The sequence below is a fragment of the Moraxella sp. I5G genome, assembly GCF_055193055.1.
On record NZ_JBUXLH010000014.1, the window covers coordinates 1 to 19,662 of the forward strand.

The 19,662-nt window shown below is 38.9% G+C and carries 14 protein-coding genes and 1 pseudogene; 8 read left to right on the forward strand and 7 right to left on the reverse strand.

From position 1 onward, the window contains the following. Both ACZBKJ_RS07995 and rimI read right to left on the reverse strand, forming a co-directional pair. A partial coding sequence (locus ACZBKJ_RS07995; protein WP_463200494.1) for an ESPR-type extended signal peptide-containing protein occupies positions 1-3,558 on the reverse strand: 3,558 nt, incomplete at its 3' end. 271 nt (positions 3,559-3,829) lie between these two features. After that, entirely contained in the window at positions 3,830-4,309 is a 480-nt protein-coding gene (gene rimI / locus ACZBKJ_RS08000) for a ribosomal protein S18-alanine N-acetyltransferase (protein WP_463200495.1), read from the reverse strand. 157 nt (positions 4,310-4,466) lie between these two features. On the opposite strand from rimI, the gene rnr reads away from it, so the two are divergent. Beyond that, on the forward strand, positions 4,467-6,704 hold the full coding sequence (gene rnr / locus ACZBKJ_RS08005) for a ribonuclease R (protein WP_463200497.1): 2,238 nt from the start codon (positions 4,467-4,469) through the stop codon (positions 6,702-6,704). Positions 6,705-6,869: 165 nt separating this feature from the next. Here the strand turns inward: rnr and ACZBKJ_RS08010 are convergent, their stop codons facing one another. Beyond that, complete coding sequence (locus tag ACZBKJ_RS08010; protein WP_463200498.1) at positions 6,870-7,265, reverse strand: ACP-like domain-containing protein; 396 nt, start codon at positions 7,263-7,265, stop codon at positions 6,870-6,872. A gap of 268 nt (positions 7,266-7,533) precedes the next feature. Here ACZBKJ_RS08010 and ACZBKJ_RS08015 point away from each other — a divergent pair, with 268 nt between their 5' ends. The 3 genes from ACZBKJ_RS08015 (at position 7,534) to ACZBKJ_RS08025 (ending at position 10,877) form a co-directional block, all read left to right on the forward strand. Further along, positions 7,534-8,748: an anhydro-N-acetylmuramic acid kinase gene (locus ACZBKJ_RS08015; protein ID WP_463200499.1), complete on the forward strand. Its 1,215-nt coding sequence runs from the start codon at positions 7,534-7,536 to the stop codon at positions 8,746-8,748. Positions 8,749-8,816: 68 nt separating this feature from the next. Beyond that, the gene (locus ACZBKJ_RS08020) at positions 8,817-9,782 is read left to right on the forward strand and encodes a YheT family hydrolase (RefSeq protein ID WP_463200501.1); all 966 of its coding nucleotides are present in this window, start codon (positions 8,817-8,819) and stop codon (positions 9,780-9,782) included. Positions 9,783-9,968: 186 nt separating this feature from the next. Continuing rightward, positions 9,969-10,877 (forward strand): metallophosphoesterase, encoded by a 909-nt coding sequence (locus ACZBKJ_RS08025; RefSeq protein ID WP_463200502.1) that lies wholly within the window; start codon positions 9,969-9,971, stop codon positions 10,875-10,877. A gap of 6 nt (positions 10,878-10,883) precedes the next feature. On the opposite strand, the gene ACZBKJ_RS08030 is transcribed toward ACZBKJ_RS08025, so the two are convergent. After that, positions 10,884-11,207, reverse strand: coding sequence for a TraR/DksA family transcriptional regulator (locus ACZBKJ_RS08030; RefSeq protein ID WP_463200503.1), 324 nt, complete (start codon positions 11,205-11,207; stop codon positions 10,884-10,886). A 178-nt stretch (positions 11,208-11,385) separates the two neighbouring features. Here ACZBKJ_RS08030 and ACZBKJ_RS08035 point away from each other — a divergent pair. From ACZBKJ_RS08035 to ACZBKJ_RS08045, 3 genes and pseudogenes are all read left to right on the forward strand, one after another. Continuing rightward, positions 11,386-11,837: pseudogene (locus ACZBKJ_RS08035) on the forward strand (PACE efflux transporter). After that, positions 11,803-12,255 carry a D-aminoacyl-tRNA deacylase gene (dtd, locus tag ACZBKJ_RS08040; protein ID WP_463200504.1) on the forward strand — a complete coding sequence of 151 codons (453 nt, stop codon included), beginning with the start codon at positions 11,803-11,805 and terminating at the stop codon, positions 12,253-12,255. Before ACZBKJ_RS08035 ends, dtd begins: the two are co-directional and overlap by 35 nt. A 12-nt stretch (positions 12,256-12,267) precedes the next feature. Continuing rightward, a complete protein-coding gene (locus tag ACZBKJ_RS08045) occupies positions 12,268-12,717 on the forward strand; it encodes a hypothetical protein (protein ID WP_463200505.1) in 450 nt (149 codons plus the stop codon). Positions 12,718-12,727: 10 nt separating this feature from the next. Here ACZBKJ_RS08045 and guaA read toward each other — a convergent pair whose 3' ends face one another. The 3 genes from guaA to ACZBKJ_RS08060 all read right to left on the reverse strand — a co-directional run bounded on the left by guaA (position 12,728) and on the right by ACZBKJ_RS08060 (position 17,102). After that, positions 12,728-14,287, reverse strand: a complete 1,560-nt coding sequence (gene guaA, locus ACZBKJ_RS08050; protein ID WP_463200506.1) for a glutamine-hydrolyzing GMP synthase — start codon at positions 14,285-14,287, stop codon at positions 12,728-12,730. 85 nt (positions 14,288-14,372) lie between these two features. Then, entirely contained in the window at positions 14,373-15,185 is an 813-nt protein-coding gene (locus tag ACZBKJ_RS08055) for a J domain-containing protein (protein ID WP_463200508.1), read from the reverse strand. A 21-nt stretch (positions 15,186-15,206) separates the two neighbouring features. Beyond that, positions 15,207-17,102, reverse strand: a complete 1,896-nt coding sequence (locus ACZBKJ_RS08060) for an ABC-F family ATP-binding cassette domain-containing protein (RefSeq protein WP_463200510.1) — start codon at positions 17,100-17,102, stop codon at positions 15,207-15,209. A gap of 125 nt (positions 17,103-17,227) precedes the next feature. Here ACZBKJ_RS08060 and parC point away from each other — a divergent pair, with 125 nt between their 5' ends. Beyond that, positions 17,228-19,501, forward strand: coding sequence for a DNA topoisomerase IV subunit A (gene parC / locus ACZBKJ_RS08065; RefSeq protein ID WP_463200511.1), 2,274 nt, complete (start codon positions 17,228-17,230; stop codon positions 19,499-19,501). The last annotated feature ends 161 nt before the right edge of the window (positions 19,502-19,662 follow it).

A 19,662-nucleotide genomic window follows, 5' to 3' on the forward strand; every position in this document is an offset into this window, starting at 1 on the left:
TACGTTGATGGTATCGCCCAGCTGGTAGTTGTTGCTACCGGTAGTACCGCCAAAATTGATGCCTTTGGCGATGTTGGCCGCATTATTGGCAACGTTCTGGTTCGTAGCATGCAACTGACCGCCATTCACCGCTTCTTTGCTGCCTGTAGCAACAGTACCGTCAGCCACGTTACCCAAAGTAACCGGGCTACCCGCCGTACTGCCTACTAGGTTCACCTTGTTGCTCGGGGTGCTGGTGGGGTTGCCTGATGCATCGGCATAGGTCATCGGGGTATCAAACTTAACGGTAGTCACACCATTGGTGCTCGTTACGTTGGCTACAGTACCTTGACCGTTGGCAAAGTTAATGGTGTCGCCGTGGGTAACGAAGTCTTTGTTCTGACCGTTACCTTGTACGGTAAAGCCGGAATTCAATACGTCATTCACGGTAGCGGCATTGTTGCCTTTGCCTGCCAAATCAGCGCGGCTGTTGCCGGCCGGGTTGGTTACGGCATTGCCTGCATCTGCCAGATTGCTCTTCACGTTAGCCAAAGTGGTCGGCGCAGTAGTGGAACCTGCCGCATCCTGCATGCTGGCAATTACGTCACCGGCTGCAACTTCGTTACCGCCTGTCGGTGCGTCATAGAATTTGCCGTCCGGCTGTTTGTACACTTTGCTGCCGTCTGCTTTGGTGTACACAACAGGAAGCTGGGCATCTTGCACCACAGATTGGGCATCTAATGCATAGGTGTACGTTTGGTTGCCGCTGGCATTGTCTATATCTTGTTTTACAGTCAATCCGTTACCGGCTGCAAAGGTTACTTTCTGACCAGGTTTAACGGTAGTAGGTGTAGCGTTGCTGCCGCTGGCCAAATTACCGCCCGCTGTGGCTTGGAAGCCGCTGTTGTTGATGGCATTAGCAATGTCACCTGCTGTCGCCAGTTTGTTGGCGTCAGCAGCAGCCAGCGGGGTTACTTTACCGTTAGCTACTGTCAATGGAGTAGTATCTGCTGCCACTGTGTAGGTAGTGCTGCCGTCCGCATTCTGCGTACCGTTAACACTGATACCGTTACCTGCTTTTACTTTAGTGGTGGCTGCAGCTTTAGCTGCTTTGAGCTGGTCTACATTAACCGCATCTGTACCGTCCGTACCCGCAGCAACATTGGTAATCTTGTTGCCGCCGTTGTTCAATCCGCCTGTGGTCAGGCTGACAGGATTACCTGCTGCCGGAGTGATGGTCACGCCGCTGCCGCTCGTAACAGTTTTGTTACCCGCCGCATCAGTAGTGGTTACACTGGTAAAGTTCGGAGCCTCTTTCATGCTAACCGTAACAGTCGTTTTGCCTGTTGCAGCATCTTGGGTAACTTCGGTTTTCAGATTGCTGGTGGACGTAGCTTCTGCGGTATTGCCTGCAACAATAGCCAATTCTTTACCTAACTTGTGAATTTTAGCAGCGTCATTATCGGCATTCACATCAAAACCCAAACCATTTACAACAGAGTACAACTGACTGCCGTTGATGGCATCTGTACTGGTGTCAGCAATACGGCCGGCAGCTACATTGGTTAATGTACGCTCACCACCAGACTTACCAATACTCACTGTTGAAGTAGGAGCAGTTCCTGCAAAACCACTGTAAGTTACGCCATTGATTGTGGCATCTGTGGTTGCAACAGCAGCAGCGGTTTCAGAATCAGAGCCTAAAGCAACACCATTGACATGGTTTGCCTGAGCACCAACCCCTATGGCAATACCTTTAGTCGCAGTAGAAGCACTTTGTTGACCAATAGCAATTCCTTGTGAACCAGTAGCCTTAGCAGCACTAGAAGCACTTTGAGATCCACCAAGAACAATTGAACCAGCACCCTGGGCAACTGTATTTTGTCCAATAGCTACCGCTTGAGCTCCTTGTGCATTAGCTAATGCACCAACAGCTACAGCCGCACTACCCTCGGATTTTGAACGATTACCGATGGCGATGGCATTACCTGCAGTACCACCAGTAGCGTAAGCCCTTTGTCCAAGAGCTATGTTATTGTCTGTTGTTACGGCAGGATTGCCAGATTCAGTACCATTAGCATAAGCACCAATAGCAATATTGTGACTGGCTTGAATGCCTTCGGCCGCACCAGTACCAATACCAACAACATTAGTTACTGCTTTGGTGGCACTGCCAGCATCTTTTACCGCACTCTCACCAATACCGACATTATCAAAATTGTCAACGTTATTTGTGCCTGAGCCAGCTCGTTTGCCTATATAAACGTCTGCACGACCTGCTGCGTTGGCATTCCAACCTAAAGCAGTTGAATTCAACCCTGTGGCTTGTGAACCATCGCCCAACGCAGTAGAAGCATTCGTTGCCTGAGTATTATGACCAACCGCAGTTGCAGCATCCTCAGAAGCACTTGCATTTAAACCTATTGCAACAGTGCTTTTGCCTTTAGCAGCAGAGTTCGCACCGATGGCAATCGCACTTTGTTCAACTGCCATTGCTTCACTACCCATTGCAATGGTATCTCTATTAGTAGTATATGCTTTTGTACCAATCGCAATGGAGTTTTCTCCACTGGCTTTGGTTGCTCCATCTTGTTTAAAACTACTACCAATTGAAATTGCATGATGTCCTGTTGCTTCAGCACGAGAACCCAATGCAATTGTTTCCATCTTATCTGCTTTAGAGTTTGCACCAATTGCTGTAGAAAAAGCAGCTGTAGCTTCGGCATTTAAACCATGAGCTATAGCAGCATACCCATTAGCTTTAGTACCTCGACCCAACGCCATTGCTCCAGCAGAATCACTAGCGGATGTCGCGCCATCAATCAAACCATTTCCAGAATCAGATTGCAAAATTGCATCAGAACGTGCAGTATCAGTTGTAGCAATTGCATTAACTTTTGCTTCAGCACCAATGGCAACACTATGATGGCGTGGAGCGTCTGCCTTATAACCAATTGCTACACCATAAAGCTCGCCATCAGGGGCTGCTGTGGTTTTGTTATGACCGCCTGCTTTAGCTCCAAAACCTAGTGCTGTTGAACGGCGGCTGGTTTCAGAATTAGCTCCGACCGCAACACTTTGATAACCATTAGCTTTTGCTGTCTGTCCAATTGCAACAGCGTGAGAGTACATGATTGTATCGGTAGAGCTTTCTCGTGAAAAACTATCTGCTACTTCTGCACCTTGACCCAATACTACAGATTGAGAAATTCTTGAAGGCGCACTAGAGGTTCCAGCTCCATAAACACCAGGAACTTTTGTTGACACATCACCACAAACAACACTTTGAGTTGTGGTATCATAGTAGCAGGTGTTATGACTTCCTGCATTTGTCACAGATGTACCACTACTTGTAGTGGTGCCAGTTACTGCAATTGCCGCTCGCCCACTTAATAAAAGTAAAGCTGACATCAATGCTGTATAAGCAAATCGCATGAATGTACGCATTACTCTATAGGCACCTTTCAAACTCGGCATAATAACAGCATTAGAAGATTTACCTTGAGATTTGGCATATTCTGACACGGCATTCCAGGTTTGGGTTGCCTTGTTCCAGACTAAGCGATAAACTTTATTCATGATTTGTTTTCCTAATAGTTAAGAAAAAATAGTGAAATTTAATTAAACATGAATAATTTTTTGCAAAGAGTATGCCAATAAATAAAGAATATTATAAATAGGATAAATTTTAATCAAAAATTAAAATTTTTATTATGAAAATCAACTAATTATTTTTTAATTGTTTTTTATTGTAACAATATAATTTTTTATGATTAAAATTATATCAACAAATATGGTTAATTTTTATTCATAAAAATAATACCAACAAATTTTGTCAAACTAGCAAAATTCACGCCAATAAATTTTTTTCAAAAATCAATGCATCTAGCTTTTGATGACTAAATTGATAATAATTTTTTCTAATATCTATTTGATAGAATTTAAGTTTTTTATATAAATTGATTGCAGGTAAATTATCCATTCGCACTTCTAAAAGCATTTTTTCAGCTTGATTATCCTTAGCAATTTGACAAGATTTGATTAATAATTGTTCACCAACCCCCATTTTTTGATGTTTTTGGCTCACAGCAATGCGTAAAATTTCAGCGATTTCAAAAACACTGTTAAAAATACAATAGCCAATCACGCAGTTATCATCAAAGGCAATCAGCATTTTTGTGCCAAATTGGTTTAAACTGTCTAATAGTGATTGTTTATTCCAAGTATCCTCAAAAAGTTGCTGCTCAATCTGAGTAATGGAAAACCAAATATTATCATTAATAGCCAACTGGTTTTGTTGGTCAAAAAATAGTAAGCTAATTTTTTGCATGAAGCACCTGTCTTTTATGTTATGATAGCTGATATTATCATGCATTTATCCATATAAACACCTAAAATTAAACCAGATATCACACCCCTTTATCATTTAATTTAAAATTTATAAATTGATACCATCACCTCAAAGCTATATTTTAAGGAATGAGTGAATGAAAAAAAATACCACAACAAACTGGAATGACCCCAACGCCAAAACTGAAGCAGACAAGTACCAAAACCCCATTCCATCACGCCTGCTATTGTTACAAACAGTTGCCCAAATGACCAATCAAGCTAAAGCGGCAACGGTTGAAAGTTTGGCAATGCATTTTGATATTTTGTACGACGATGAACGTTTTTTTGCCCTAAATAATCGTCTAAAAGCAATGTTAAGAGATGGGCAATTAGAACGCAGTGATGGCATTCATTTTAACGTTGCTCCGCTACCTAGCACTTATAAAGGCACAGTTGCCAGTACTGCTAAGGGTTTTGGTTTTGTGGTTTTACCAGATATGCCTGACTTATTTTTACATGAAAAACAGCTGCGATTGGTTTTTGATGGCGATATTGTTGAAGCAATTGCGACAGAATTTAAAGGCAAACCTGAAGCCAAAATAACCCAAGTATTAAAACGTGCCAATACTGAATTTATTGGCACACTTGACCAAGATGATGAGGGCTATTTTGTGCAATTATCGGGCTCAAATAGTCATCAACCAATTACTGTAACTGATGATAATGTAGCGACAATCAACGCCGCCATTGGCGATAGCGTCAAAGTATCCTTAATTGATTTTCCCACTTATCAAGAATACGCCACAGGAAAAATTACTGAATTACTTACCAGCTTAAATGATCGAGAGCTGATTATAGAAACCACATTGCACCACTTTGCCATTCCAGCAGCATTTAGTCAAAAGACACTGGAGCAAGCAAGCCAATACCAAGAGCCCAATGAAAAAGATTTTGTGGGTCGCACAGATTTACGAGACTTACCATTAATTACTATTGATGGTGAAGATGCGCGCGATTTTGATGATGCTGTTTTTGCCCAAAAACGAGCGGGGGGTAATTACCGCGTAGTAGTGGCAATCGCTGATGTAAGCCACTATGTAACAGCTGGTTCTGATTTGGATATAGACGCTTATGACCGTGGTACCAGCGTTTACTTTCCGCATCGAGTCATCCCAATGCTGCCTGAAGTGTTATCCAATGGACTTTGCTCACTTAATCCGGACATAGACCGCTTATGTATGGTGGCTGATATTTGTGTGTCTCGCTTTGGTAATGTAACGGCATTTAAATTTTATCCTGCAGTAATGCATTCAAAAGCAAGATTAACCTACAATCAAGTTAATGCTTATTTTGACGACCCTAGCAACCAAACCCTGCCTAATGAGCTTATCAAAAACTCTGAGGTTTGCAAATCTTTAGATACGCTGTATCAATTGTATCAAATCTTGGATAAAAAGCGTGAAGAACGAGGAGCAATGGCGTTTGAAACGACCGAAAGTTATATTATTTTTGGCGATGACGGCGATATTTTAGACATCAAAAAACGCACGCGAGGGGATGCTCATAAATTGATTGAAGAATGTATGTTGCTTGCCAATACTTGCGCTGCTAAGTTTGCTTTAAAAAACAAACTGCCTGTTTTGTATCGCAATCACGACAAACCTAGTGATGAAAAAACTGCAAAATTATCTGATTATCTAAAAAACTTTGGTATTGCTTTTCCAAGAGAAAATCCCACTCATCAAGATTTTCAAAATGCCATTGCCAAAACCATCAATCGCCCAGACGTTGCCATCATTCACAGTATGTTACTACGTTCTATGATGCAGGCAAATTATAGTCCAACCAGCATTGGGCACTTTGGTTTGGCTTATGATGAATACAGTCATTTTACATCGCCTATTCGCCGTTATCCTGATTTGATTTTACATCGTGCAATCAAAAGCGCGGTTACAGGCATAAAAGCCAAAACCCCTTTATATAAAACACTTGATGAGGCGGGCGAACATACCTCAAACACAGAGCGTCGCGCTGAAGAAGCCAGTCGTAAGGTAGAAACTTGGTTAAAATGCCATTATATGAGCAAACATATCGGTGAGGAATACACTGCAACCATCAGCAGCGTAACCAGCTTTGGGGTGTTTGTTACACTTGATGAATTGTTTATTGATGGACTGATTCATATTTCAAATTTACCACCACAATTTTACCGTTTCGATGAAGTATCACACACATTAATTGGTGAGGTTGGTGATGTTTTTGCACTTGGTGATGCAGTCAAAGTTAAGGTTGCTGCGGTCAATATGGATACAGTACAAATTGATTTTATACTCGTTGAGCGATTTGCTAAAAATCAGCTTACTAAAAAACCTACCAAAAAAGCAAACAAATAATTAAATATAAAAAATCTCTTAAATAAAATTAAGGGATTTTTATTTTTATTTAAAATTTAAACAAATCTACATTATAAACAGGATTGATTTTATTCATCACAAAAAAACACCCTAAAAACTTTTGCTTTTAGGGTGTGATGTTAATATCAACTATTTGATATTAGATTATCTTCTTGGGCTGCAGCCTTTGAAAGCAAACTCGCCAGATGCGCTTTGAATGTTGATGCTTTTGCTTCTGTGGTTAGCCAAAGTCATCGCGTCTGTCATGATGCTATAGTTATTAGAATCACCAAACACGGTATCTACATTATCACTGCGATTTAGATTGATTGGTAAAAAGCGGTTTTTACCATCAATGTTAGCTTGAGCATAAGTAGGTAATTTTTGAGCATTAAAACCGTAAGTTACACGTACGTTTTTGCCATTTTGACAATGATAATTCACTGTCTTTGTAGTTTTGGTAGAACCATGAGCCGCTCTTGAATCGGACGCATAATCTGCATGAGCTAAAGGCATAGAAGCTACAGCAATAACGCTAGCGATTAATAGAGATTTTTTCATAAATGCTCCTAAATTGAGACAACTAAAAAAGTAAGCATAATATAACAAAGACTTTTTTGCTTTGCAATCATCAAATTAGCATTTTGACAAAATGCTGAACAAGTGTAATTTTTGAGAAAATATGCTCATCAATCGCTCACCAATAAGAAATATTTTGTTACACCCGCAAGAATATAGATATTTTTTATCCTATTTTTGGCAAATTTTAGGTAAAATTTAATTAAATTTGTTATGCTAATAATAATTTTAAAATTGAATTTGAGCTTTTATGTTAGAAAATCAACACCTAGAAGACTTGCATGAACTTTTTGATTTAAATCACGATAATGAAGGCTATTATATTGGCATGATGAGCGGTACTAGTCTAGATGCTTTAGATGCAGTCATCTGTCAATTTGATGAAAAATCAGATAATAAAATTTCTGTAATCGCGACACACAGCTGTCCGTTTCCACCAAAGTTAAGACAAATTTTGTTGATGCTTTGCATGCCTAACGGCATTGATGAATTACAAGATGATGACTATCAAGGATTTAGCGAACTGGATTTTTGGGGTTATGGTGGCGTATTGTACGCTCAATTTGCCGCACAAGTGGTTTTTGAGCTTTTGGAAAAATCGCCCATCACTGCCAACGACGTCATTGCCATTGGTTGCCATGGTCAAACCGTCCGCCATCGTCCGCAGTTTGGTTTTAGCTTACAGCTGCTTGATCCTAATATACTTGCTGAAAAAACAGGCATCAGTGTAGTTAGCGATTTTCGTCGTCGCGATATGGCGGTTGGCGGACAAGGCGCTCCTCTTGTACCTGCATTTCATCAAGCCATTTTTGGGCAAAACCAATCATCTGATGATTACGCACAAAACACCGTGCAGGTTTTATTAAATTTAGGCGGCATCGCTAATATCACAGTTTTGGGCGACGCTGTTTTAGGTTATGATACGGGGGTTGCAAATCTGCTACTGGATGGCTGGGCAAACCGCCATCTTGGCACACCCTATGATAAAAATGGTGACTGGGCAAAATCAGGTGCGGTAAGTTTTGCTCTATTAGACCGATTGATGCAGCATGAGTTTTTATCCAAATCCGCACCCAAATCCACAGGGCGAGAAGATTTTCATTTGGCTTGGCTTGATGATATTTTGATTGATTTTGATATTTCACCCCAAGATGTGCAGGCTACTTTATGTGAATTTACAGCATTATCAGCCAGCCGTGAAATTGATAAATTCACCCAAAAACATAATCAACTTTTTGTGTGTGGTGGTGGCGCTTATAATGTTTATCTTTTACAAAGATTAGCAAATTTGCTACCTGATTGGCAAGTAACCACCACGGATGCTAAAGGGCTTTCGCCAAGCTGGGTGGAAGCGTGCGCTTTTTCTTGGCTAGCTCGTCAAAGCATACTAATGCAGGCGGGTAATTTACCTGAAGTCACAGGAGCAGCGTCAAGTGTTGTGCTTGGTCAGGTATGTTTTGGTTAATAAAAATTTAATTGCAGCAAATCCATCAAATTTTTTAATCTTTTTAACAAGTCAGTAAATTTACAATTATGATGTATTTTAATCCGCCCATTTGGCTCAAAAACCCCCATTTACAAACCATTCTTCCTCGTTACTTGGTTAAATTCAATCCAAAATATGAACGCGAATTGATTAAAGATTCGTTATCAGAAAGCGATGTAGCATTTGATTATTTGTTTGCCAACAAACAAAAAGATGAAAACGGCAAATACATCACGCCTGTTGTGGTACTATTTCACGGCATGGAAGGTTCAAGTCAAAGTCATTATGCTAAAACATTGGCAAAAATTGTACATGAAGCCAGGCTGAATTTTGTTGTGGCTCATTTTCGCTCATGTGGCGGCGTTGCAGTGTCTGGTAAGGTATTTTATAACGCAGGTGATACCAAAGAGATTCATCATTATCTAAACCATTTAGCAGAAAAATTCTCCTGCATTTATGCTATTGGAGTTTCGCTTGGTGGCAATGCCCTAGCCAAATATATGGGGGAATATGACTCTGATGCAATCTGCCAAAAAGCGGTTGTAGTATCAGCACCTGTAGACTTAGCCAGCGCAGCAGTGGCGATGGAACGATTTTTTGGACGGCATATTTACACCCCATATCTACTAAACCCAATTATCAAAAAAGCCCTTGCCAATCAGCTTACAGGTGATGAAGTTTGCGTTTTAAAAAATGCCAAACGCCTTAGTGATTTTGATAATGCCTTTACCGCACCACGTCATGGTTTTCGCTCAAAAAATGACTATTATCAAAAATCATCTGCCCTACCTTTTTTAAACCAAATTCAAAAACCCACACTCATTATCACCGCCAAAGATGACCCCTTTTTAGGAGTAACGGCGGTATCTGGCGACGTATCAGCAGATGTGGAACTTTTAGATACCAAACATGGCGGGCATATTGGTTTTGTCAATTATGATTATAAAACTAAAAGTTTCAATTTAGATTTTATTGGCAAACAGGCTTTGGTATTTTTGGGGGTAACTGTTTGATGCGAATGGTTTTTTTTGACATGTATTGTATTATTTTATCAGCTATTTACTTTTGGATTGGCTAAGGGGATTTTTTGGTTTAGCAAACCTTATTTTTCCATTTCAAAAACCACACTTTTTATCACAATATTTATCATCAGCAATCTTTTTTTGGCAGGTTTATTTTTTGGTAAATTTCGCCTAACAATGAGCTGGCTTGCCATTTTATGGTTTGTGATGATGACATTTGGTTTGACGTTTTTAACAAGCCTTGCCAGTCAGCGTTTGCAGTTATCCCCAAATTATCCCCATGCAATTCGAACCGTATCTGTATTGATTTTTATTAGTTTAATTGCAATGAGCATATACAATGCCTATACCCCAACCGTACGATACTTAAACCTAAAAATAGATAAACCCATCAATAAACCAATTAAACTTGCCATGGTGTCTGATTTGCATTTGGGGCAATTATTTGGTGGTAGTAAACAACTATATCAACTTGCTCATATCTTAAATCAAGAACGTGTTGATATGCTGCTTATGCCTGGCGATATTATGGATGATGACACTTATATTTATGATGAAAAACACATGAAACCCGCATTTGAAGCCGTGGTTAAATCTGCCAATCATCAGGTTTATGCCAGTCTAGGCAATCATGATTTATATAATAATCAACAAAGATTTGCCATTGCTTCTGCTATCAAAGAAACTGGTACAGTGTTATTGGATGATAAAACTGCCAGCACAACAATTAATGGCACGCCCATCACTATTATTGGTCGATTTGATGACCACGCCACAAACCGAAAAAACACTCAGGAGCTACTTTTAGGGGTAGATACTGATAATTTAGTTATTTTATTAGACCATCGTCCAAGCCAAATTGACCAGAACGCTAAACTACCAATTGATTTACAAGTCTCAGGACATACTCACAATGGGCAAATTTTTCCTGCCAACTTCATTGTCAAAGCCCTAAATACCATCGCTTATGGCTATGGTAAAGTTGGCAATATGCACGTCATTGTATCCTCAGGTTATGGTTTTTGGGGAGTGCCATTTCGTTTAGGTTCGCAATCGGAAGTTTGGGTAGTTACACTTACCAATTAAGCACGATTACTGAGCGTGTTTTACACAAAGCCAAGCATATGGTATGGCATCCAAACGCCCCGATTCAATCTCTTCACCACATTTAGCACAGATGCCATAACTGCCATTTTCGATGCGTAAAAGGGCATTGTTTACCATAGTCATACTTTGTTCTGCTTCAAACAGTAAATTTTTACGCATGTCATTTTCTTGGCTTGCAACCGCTTGGTCGGTCCAATGATGGTTTAGGTCGTCTTGGGGATGATAAATATGATCGCTAATTTTATCAATACGAGATTGATATTCATTTTTTAAATTTAATAATGTTGTTTTATATTTTTCAATATTCATAAAAAACCTCCAAAATAAATAAAATCTTTAAACTCTATTATTCATGAAATTTACTCAAAAGACAAGATGATTTTAATAAATTTCTTGCTAATAAAAATAATAAATTATGTTACAATTATGAGTTTATTAAAATAAATAAACTATTATGAATAATAGCTTAAATAACACCAATCATCCAATGACCAGTAACGAGCGTATTTTTCACGCTATATTATTTGAATTGGGTGCGATTGTTATTTCTGTTCTTATTATTAAATTGTCAGACTCTTATCACATCAGCACCACGTTTGGTTTATCAGTTATTATGTCTATAATGGCAATGGTTTGGAATGTAATTTTTAATTATTTTTTTGATAAAATTTTTATAGGTGAACGTTTAAATCGTGGTGTTTTAATAAGACTATTGCATGTTTTATTATTTGAAGGTGGTTTACTACTATTTACTGCTCCTGTTATTGCCTATGCGTTAAATATTTTTTATCAAACGCATTTATTATGGATATTGGTTTATCAATTGCCATTAGTATTTATGCGTTTATTTATAATTGGATTTATGATTTTATGCGTTATTTCATTTTAAAAAACAAGGAAAACAATGAAAGCACTGATTCAAAGAGTAAGACAAGCTGAAGTTTGTGTAGATAATCAAACAATTGGCAGTATTGAAAAAGGTATTTTGGTTTATATTGGTATCGGACATGATGACAACTTAGATAAAGCTAAAAAATTAATTGATAAAATCTTGACTTATCGTATCTTTGAAAATACCACAGATTTTGATAAACTTGGGAAAATGGATAAAAGTTTATCTGATATTCATGGTGGATTATTATTGGTATCACAGTTTACTTTGATGGCAAATACCAAAAACGGTCGCCGACCTGATTTTGCTCCAGCCATGCATCCTAAGCAAGCTAAATTATTATTTAATGATATGATTGATTACGCCAAACAAATTTATCCCAACATTGCAACTGGTGAATTTGGCGCAGATATGCAGGTTTTTTCCATCAATGATGGTCCAATTAATTTTTTATTAGAAATATAAACCAAGTTTATTATGCAAAATCTCCCTGATTTTATCATTGATAGTTTAGGAAATATTCATCTTAATCATCATTTTATTATTCATAAGAACCTATCACTTGATGATATTAACAATAGCTTATTAGATTATAATATTTATGATGTTAAAAATGGTTATTTATGGGTCTATTTGGATAAAATAAATATTGGTGATTTTAACTTTCAAATTAATTTATGTTTTTATCAAAAGAAAATTTGGGGTGTTGATATTAAATTTTTCCACAAATATGAAAAAGAATTTTGCTGGGAAACTTGGCAGAAAGAACAGGAATTAAACAAACAACGCCAGTACAACCTGTGGCTAAATCAATTATTTCAAACCGAACGTATTTTTGCATGGGGAAAGATAGGCGCTTATTACGATTTTAAAGGGCAACGAGCAGGGATTTGGTTAAGCTATCAAAACCAAATCCCAACCAGTTAATCGTTGTTCTTTATTCCCATTCAATGGTTGCTGGTGGTTTACTTGATACATCATATACCACACGTGATACTTCTTTGATTTCATTCATAATGCGTGTTGAAATTTTATCAATCAGCTCATATGGCAAATGGGCAAAACGCGCCGTCATAAAGTCCACAGTTTCCACGGCTCGCAAAGCAATCACCCACGCATAACGGCGACCATCACCAACAACCCCGACGGATTTTATCGGTTGAAATACTGCAAAGGCTTGCGCGGTTTTATCATACCAGCCACTAGCTCTAAGTTCTTGCATAAAAATATCATCCGCAAGACGCAAAATATCAGCGTATTCTTTTTTAACTTCACCCAAAATACGCACGCCCAATCCAGGTCCTGGAAATGGATGACGGTAAATCATATGATGAGGAATGCCAAGGGCCACGCCTAATTTACGCACTTCATCTTTAAACAAATCACGTAAAGGCTCAACCAGTTCAAATGCCAAATCATCTGGCAAGCCGCCAACGTTATGATGGGATTTAATGACATGAGCTTTGCCATGTTTGCTAGCAGCAGATTCAATCACATCAGGGTAAATTGTGCCTTGTGCTAAAAACTTTACACCATTGAGTTTACGGGCTTCTTCACTAAAAACCTCAATAAACTCTCGACCAATGATTTTACGCTTAGCTTCTGGGTCGGTTACGCCCGCTAATGCAGTTAAAAAGCGGTTTTCAGCATCCGCACGAATCACCCGAATGCCCATATTTTCAGCAAACATTTGCATCACTTGATTGCCTTCATTTAAGCGTAACAGCCCGTTATCTACAAATACACAAGTGAGTTTATCGCCGATTGCTTTGTGCAATAAAGCCGCTACAACCGAAGAATCCACACCACCAGATAGACCAAGCAACACTTGATTATCGCCAATTTGTTCTTGTAATTGTTTAATACGCAGCTCAATGATATTGTCTGAGTTCCACGCACGACCACAACCACAAATCTTGTGAACAAAATTAGCAATCAGTTCCACGCCTTTGGCAGAATGGGTAACTTCTGGATGAAACTGCACGCCGTAAAAATTTCGAGTCTCATCACTGGCTGATGCGTAAGGACAATTACCAGTGCTAGACGTTGCAATAAAGCCCTCTGGCAGACTTACCACCTTATCACCATGGCTCATCCATACTTGAGATTGATTTTGGTTGTCTTTGATATTGTGTAATAACTTATCTTCATGCAGCACATCAATCATGGCATAACCAAATTCATGCACATCACCTGCTTTGACTTGCCCACCCAGTTGTACAGCCATTGTTTGAAATCCATAACAAATACCAAGGACTGGCACGCCAAGTTCAAATACCGCTTTAGGCGCAGATGGAGCATCTTTTTGATAAACGCTTTCAGGTCCACCTGATAAAATAATTCCCTTGGGAGCAAACGCACGAATGTCCTCGTCAGTTATATCAAAGGCGCGCATTTCAGAGTACACACCTGCCTCACGCACACGCCGAGCAATCAGCTGACTGTATTGCGAACCAAAATCCAAAATCAAAATGCGGTCAGTAGTAATGTTGGTCATGGGATTGTTCCAAAAAAGTTTGTTGTATTTTAGCATTTTTTTAATACTTTTATCATCAAAATACTGTCATGATAACCTTTACGTATCAATCAAAACTGTGTTTTAAGGCTAAAAATGCTTGTTTTTGTTCACCCGTCAATCTATGATAATTGGGTGCATTGATAACCAGATAAATGTATAAATTACCAGCTTTTTGCTCGTTTAGTGCTGGAATGCCTTGATTGGCAAATAAAATTGGCTGATTGGTATCAACGGCGGATAAATCAACTTGCAATGTTTGACTACCATACGTTACTGTAATTTTTTCGCCAAGAGCTACTTGCCAAATATCTAAAAAATGCGTTAGATGCACGTCTTTTTTATTTAATGTGATGTTTTTTGGCGTGATTACGTCTATTCTAAACCAGACTGGAGTATTTTGTATCATCAGTTTAATTTTGGCATCAGGATATAAACCTTTAGGCAACATAACTTTGGTGAACTTGTTTAAAAATTTAAATGTCAATTCACCGCCCATCATCGCTGTATTAAAATCAATGGTTAAGCGAGGTTTTTTACTCAAATTATCTATATTTGATGAAAAAAAAGTCTCAGCGGTTTTAACAAACTGTCCAAATTGCCGACCAAGATGTTTTAACACGCCATGAGCATCAAAAGCATGATAAGAATTTTTTACGCCAAAATGTCGCTGATAAAGATTGTCGTATTTTTTACGTTTAATGGGGTCTTTTAGCACATGATAAGCTTCATTAATCAAAGCAAAATCAGCTTCTTGACCACCGTTTTTATCTGGGTGATGTTGGTTTGCCAAATAGCGATATGCTTTTTTTATCACATCAAAATCTGCCGAAAACGGCACACCTAAAATTTGATAATAATCAGGTACATTAGTTGCCATATCCTCTCCAACGATGCAAATTTACTCAAAACTTCGCTCTAATTCTTCTAGTTCATCCATCAACAAAAGTAGCGATTCTTCAATTTCAGCAAGGTTTTTTTTAACCAAAGTTTGTTCATCAAGTAATGTCAAAAGTTTATCTTTATTTGCAACATCATACATTGCATTGTCATTGAGCGTATGTTCAATATTAGATAAAATCTGTTCTTTTTTACCAAGTTCTTGTTCTAATTTTTCAATTTGTTTACGTAAAGGAGCCGTTTTTTGGCGATTTTGCGCTGCGATTTTGCGTTTTTCTTCTTTGGTTGGCTCAAGTTTTGGAAGGTTAATTTCATTTTCTTTAGCTTTATTTAGACGCGCCTGTTTTAGATAATTGGCATAATCGTCCATATCCCCTATAAACTCTGATACTTTACCATCTGCTACCAAAATCAGTGTATCACAAACTGACATGATAAGCTGTCTATCATGCGATACAAGCACCAAGGCGCCTGAAAAATCTTGCAAAGCCAACATTAAAGCATTTTGCATGGATAAATCCAAATGGTTGGTTGGTTCATCCAATATCAACACATTCGGTCGTTGCCACACAATTAATGCCAGTGTCAATCTTGCTCGTTCACCACCTGAAAATAATTGACATGGTGTGTCGATTTTATCACCCTTAAAGTCAAAACCACCCAAAAATGCCCGTAAATCAGCATCCGATGTTTGCCCTGCCAATCTACGAAGTAAGATTAATGGCGTTGCTGTATTGTCCAAACCATCCATTTGATGCTGGTTAAAATAACCAAGTTTTAACGTTTCAGAAACTTTATGCACGCCTGACAGCAGTGGCAAATCACCCACCAAAGATTTTATCAGGGTCGATTTTCCAGCTCCATTTGCCCCCAAGATACCAAGCCTAATATCAGGGGTGATTTGCAAATTAACTTTGGTTAAAATTGGTTCATTGTAGCCAATGGATGCGTTATCAAGGCTTATCAAAGGGCTTGCCATATAAGCTGGTGGGTAAAACGCAAAACTAAATTCACTGTCTGTCATGACAGGAGCCAGCTCACTCATACGAGCTAATTGCTTGATACGACTTTGGGCCTGTTTGGCTTTGGTAGCTTTTGCACGAAAACGGCGAATGTAATCTTCTAAATGGGCTTTGGTGGCTTGCTGTTTTTCAAAAGCTTGCTGCTGCTGACTGAGTCTTTGACTGCGTATTTGGATAAATTGACTGTAGTTACCTGTATAAATTTGCATGGTTTTTTGTTCAATATGCAAAATATGTGTACATAAATTATCCATAAATGCTTTGTCATGACTGATAACCAAAATTACCCCATCAAATTTTAAAAGCCATTCTTCTAGCCACAAAATAGCATCTAAATCCAAATGGTTGGTTGGTTCATCAAGGAGCAAAATGTCAGCACGACACATCAAGGTTTTAGCAAGATTTAAACGCATCCGCCAGCCCCCTGAAAAGCTAGCAACGCTTTTTTGATGGTCCGCCTCACAAAAACCCAAACCAGACAAAATTTGTGCAGCTTTAGCAGGTGTGGCAAACCCGTGTATTTCATCAAATCGTTGATAAATTTTAGCAATCATCTCTTCGGGTAACTCATTGGCATTTTGAATTTGTTGATTCAATTCATACCATTCACTATCACCCATCAGTACATAATCCACAGCGCTTTGTGTGGTCGCTAAAACTTCTTGCGCCATATGAGCAATCTGCCAATCATCTGGCACATGAATTGAGCCACTCTCACTATGATGTTCGCCCAAAATTACTGAAAAAAAGGTCGATTTGCCTGCACCATTTGAACCAGTTAAGGCAATTTTTTGCCCCTTATGCAGCTGCAGATTTACCCCACCAAACAACTCATTGCCATTTCTAAATACCAAAAGGTTTTTACATTCAATCATCTTAAAAAAAACTTCTTTATAAAATTATCAGTTATTGTAGTAGATTTGACTGGCAAAGACATCAAAAAATCATGTTTTTTGCTATAATGAGTGCATTTTTCACTTAAATTTTGATAATAACGACCATGACAAACACCATAACAACTTCTATTGATACTCGTTCTATTGCTCAATTTACCGAAGCTGCTTATTTAAATTATGCCATGTACGTCATCATGGATAGAGCGCTACCACACCTTGCTGATGGACTCAAGCCCGTTCAAAGACGCATTATTTATGCCATGAGCGAACTGGGACTTCGTCACACCGCCAAACCAAAAAAATCCGCTCGCACCGTGGGTGATGTCTTAGGTAAATACCACCCACATGGCGATAGTGCTTGTTATGAGGCTATGGTGCTAATGGCGCAGCCCTTTAGTTATCGCTATCCATTGATTAGCGGACAAGGTAACTGGGGAAGCAGCGATGACCCAAAATCTTTTGCTGCCATGCGCTACACTGAAGCTAAAATGAGTGCTTATGCTAACGCTTTATTAAGCGAGCTAGATCAAGGCACGGTGGATTTTGCGCCCAATTTTGATGGTTCGCTCGTTGAGCCAACTACGCTGCCTGCGCGCCTGCCCAACATTTTGTTAAACGGTACAACAGGCATTGCCGTGGGCATGGCAACCGACATCGCCCCACACAATCTTAATGAAGTGGTTAAAGCTTGTATTAAACTTTTAAAAAATCCCCAAACCAGCATTAGCGAGCTATGCAAAATCATCCAAGCGCCCGACCTACCGACTTGTGCCGAAATCATCAGTAGTAAAGATGATTTATTAAAAATATACCAAACAGGTAAGGGTAATTATAAAATGCGCGCGGTTTATCACACCGAAGATATAGGCAAAAATACCATTGTTATTGATGCCCTGCCCTATCAAATCTCTGGCAATAAAATCATTGAACAGATTGCTAAGTTGATGACTGACAAAAAACTGCCTTGGGTTACTGACATCAATGACGAATCTGACCATCAAAATGCTTGTCGCATTGTTATTGAATTAAAAAAAGGACGACACGACACTCAAAAAATCATGTCCCATTTGTTTGCTTGTACTGATTTAGAATCCTCTTATCGGGTCAATATGAATGTCATTGGTTTAAATGGCAAACCGCAAGTAAAAAATCTCAAACAACTTTTAGAAGAATGGCTAATCTGCCGAAGAAACGTTGTTACTCGAAGACTAAAATATCGCCTAGAACGCATTGAAAAACGCCTGCATATTTTGGCAGGGCTTTTGATGGCGTATTTACACATTGATGAGGTGATTCAAATTATCCGTACTGAGGACGACCCTAAACATATTTTAATGACCCGTTTTGGCATGAGCGACATTCAAGCTGATGCGATTTTAGACATTAAACTGCGCCAACTTGCTAAATTGCAAGAGATTGAACTTACTGCCGAACAAAACAGTCTACAAGATGAACATGATATTATTACTGAGCAGTTAAATAATCCTGACAGCTTAACCAATCTTTTAATAGATGAGCTGACCGCTGATATGAAAACATATGGCGACAAACGTCAATCACCGGTCGTAGAGCGCGAAGAAGCGGTTGCTTTAAAGGTAAGTGATTTTAACCCATCTGAAGCGGTTACGGTGATTTTGTCACAATCGGGCTGGATTCGCATGGCAAAAGGTCATGAGGTTTTGGCAGAATCATTAAGTTATAAAGCAGGAGATGGTTATTTGACAAGCGTCAAAGGCAAAAGTACAGATAGGCTGATTTTAGTGGATAACACAGGACGCAGTTATGGTTTAGACACTTTGAATTTACCTTCAGCACGCGGTCAAGGCGACCCTATCACCAGTTTACTAAACTTGCAGCCAGGGGCAAAAATTGAGCAGCTGTTTTTTTTAAATAAAGAACTAAATCCCCAACCCATCATTTGCGCTAGCTCAAATGGTTATGGTTTTATCAATCATCTTCACAACCTAGACACCGCCCAAAAATCAGGAAAAGTTGTGGTAAACTTAGCTGATGGCAGTCAAGTTTTACCATTTGCTACGCTGATGGCTGATGATAGTTTCATTGCAGTACTCAGTGTAGGCGGGTTTTTATTGATTTTTGATAAAGATGATTTACCTATTTTAGCCAAAGGTAAGGGCAATAAACTTATACACCTGCAAGATGGTGATCGTGTCTTGGCGGTTGTTGGTTTTAAAACAGGCGACATGTTAGCAATTCATACCAAAAACCGCACACTCAAAATTACTCAGGAATTTTTTACTCATTATCAGGGTAAACGCGCCAGTCGCGGAGTTCAATTGGATAAAGGCTATACTAAGGTTGTTGCTATTGAACGATTAAAAAATGATAACAATCAGAAAGCGCCCGACTCTTTGTAAGAAATATCGTACACACACAGACGTTTTTTGCCACTTTTCTGATTTGAACAACTTTGGCATAATATACCCAACAGCAACGGAAAACGGTTTACGGATTAAACCACTATGGATAGCGCGCTGTTACGATGGATTGACCTATATGGATATGGCATGTAGCAAAC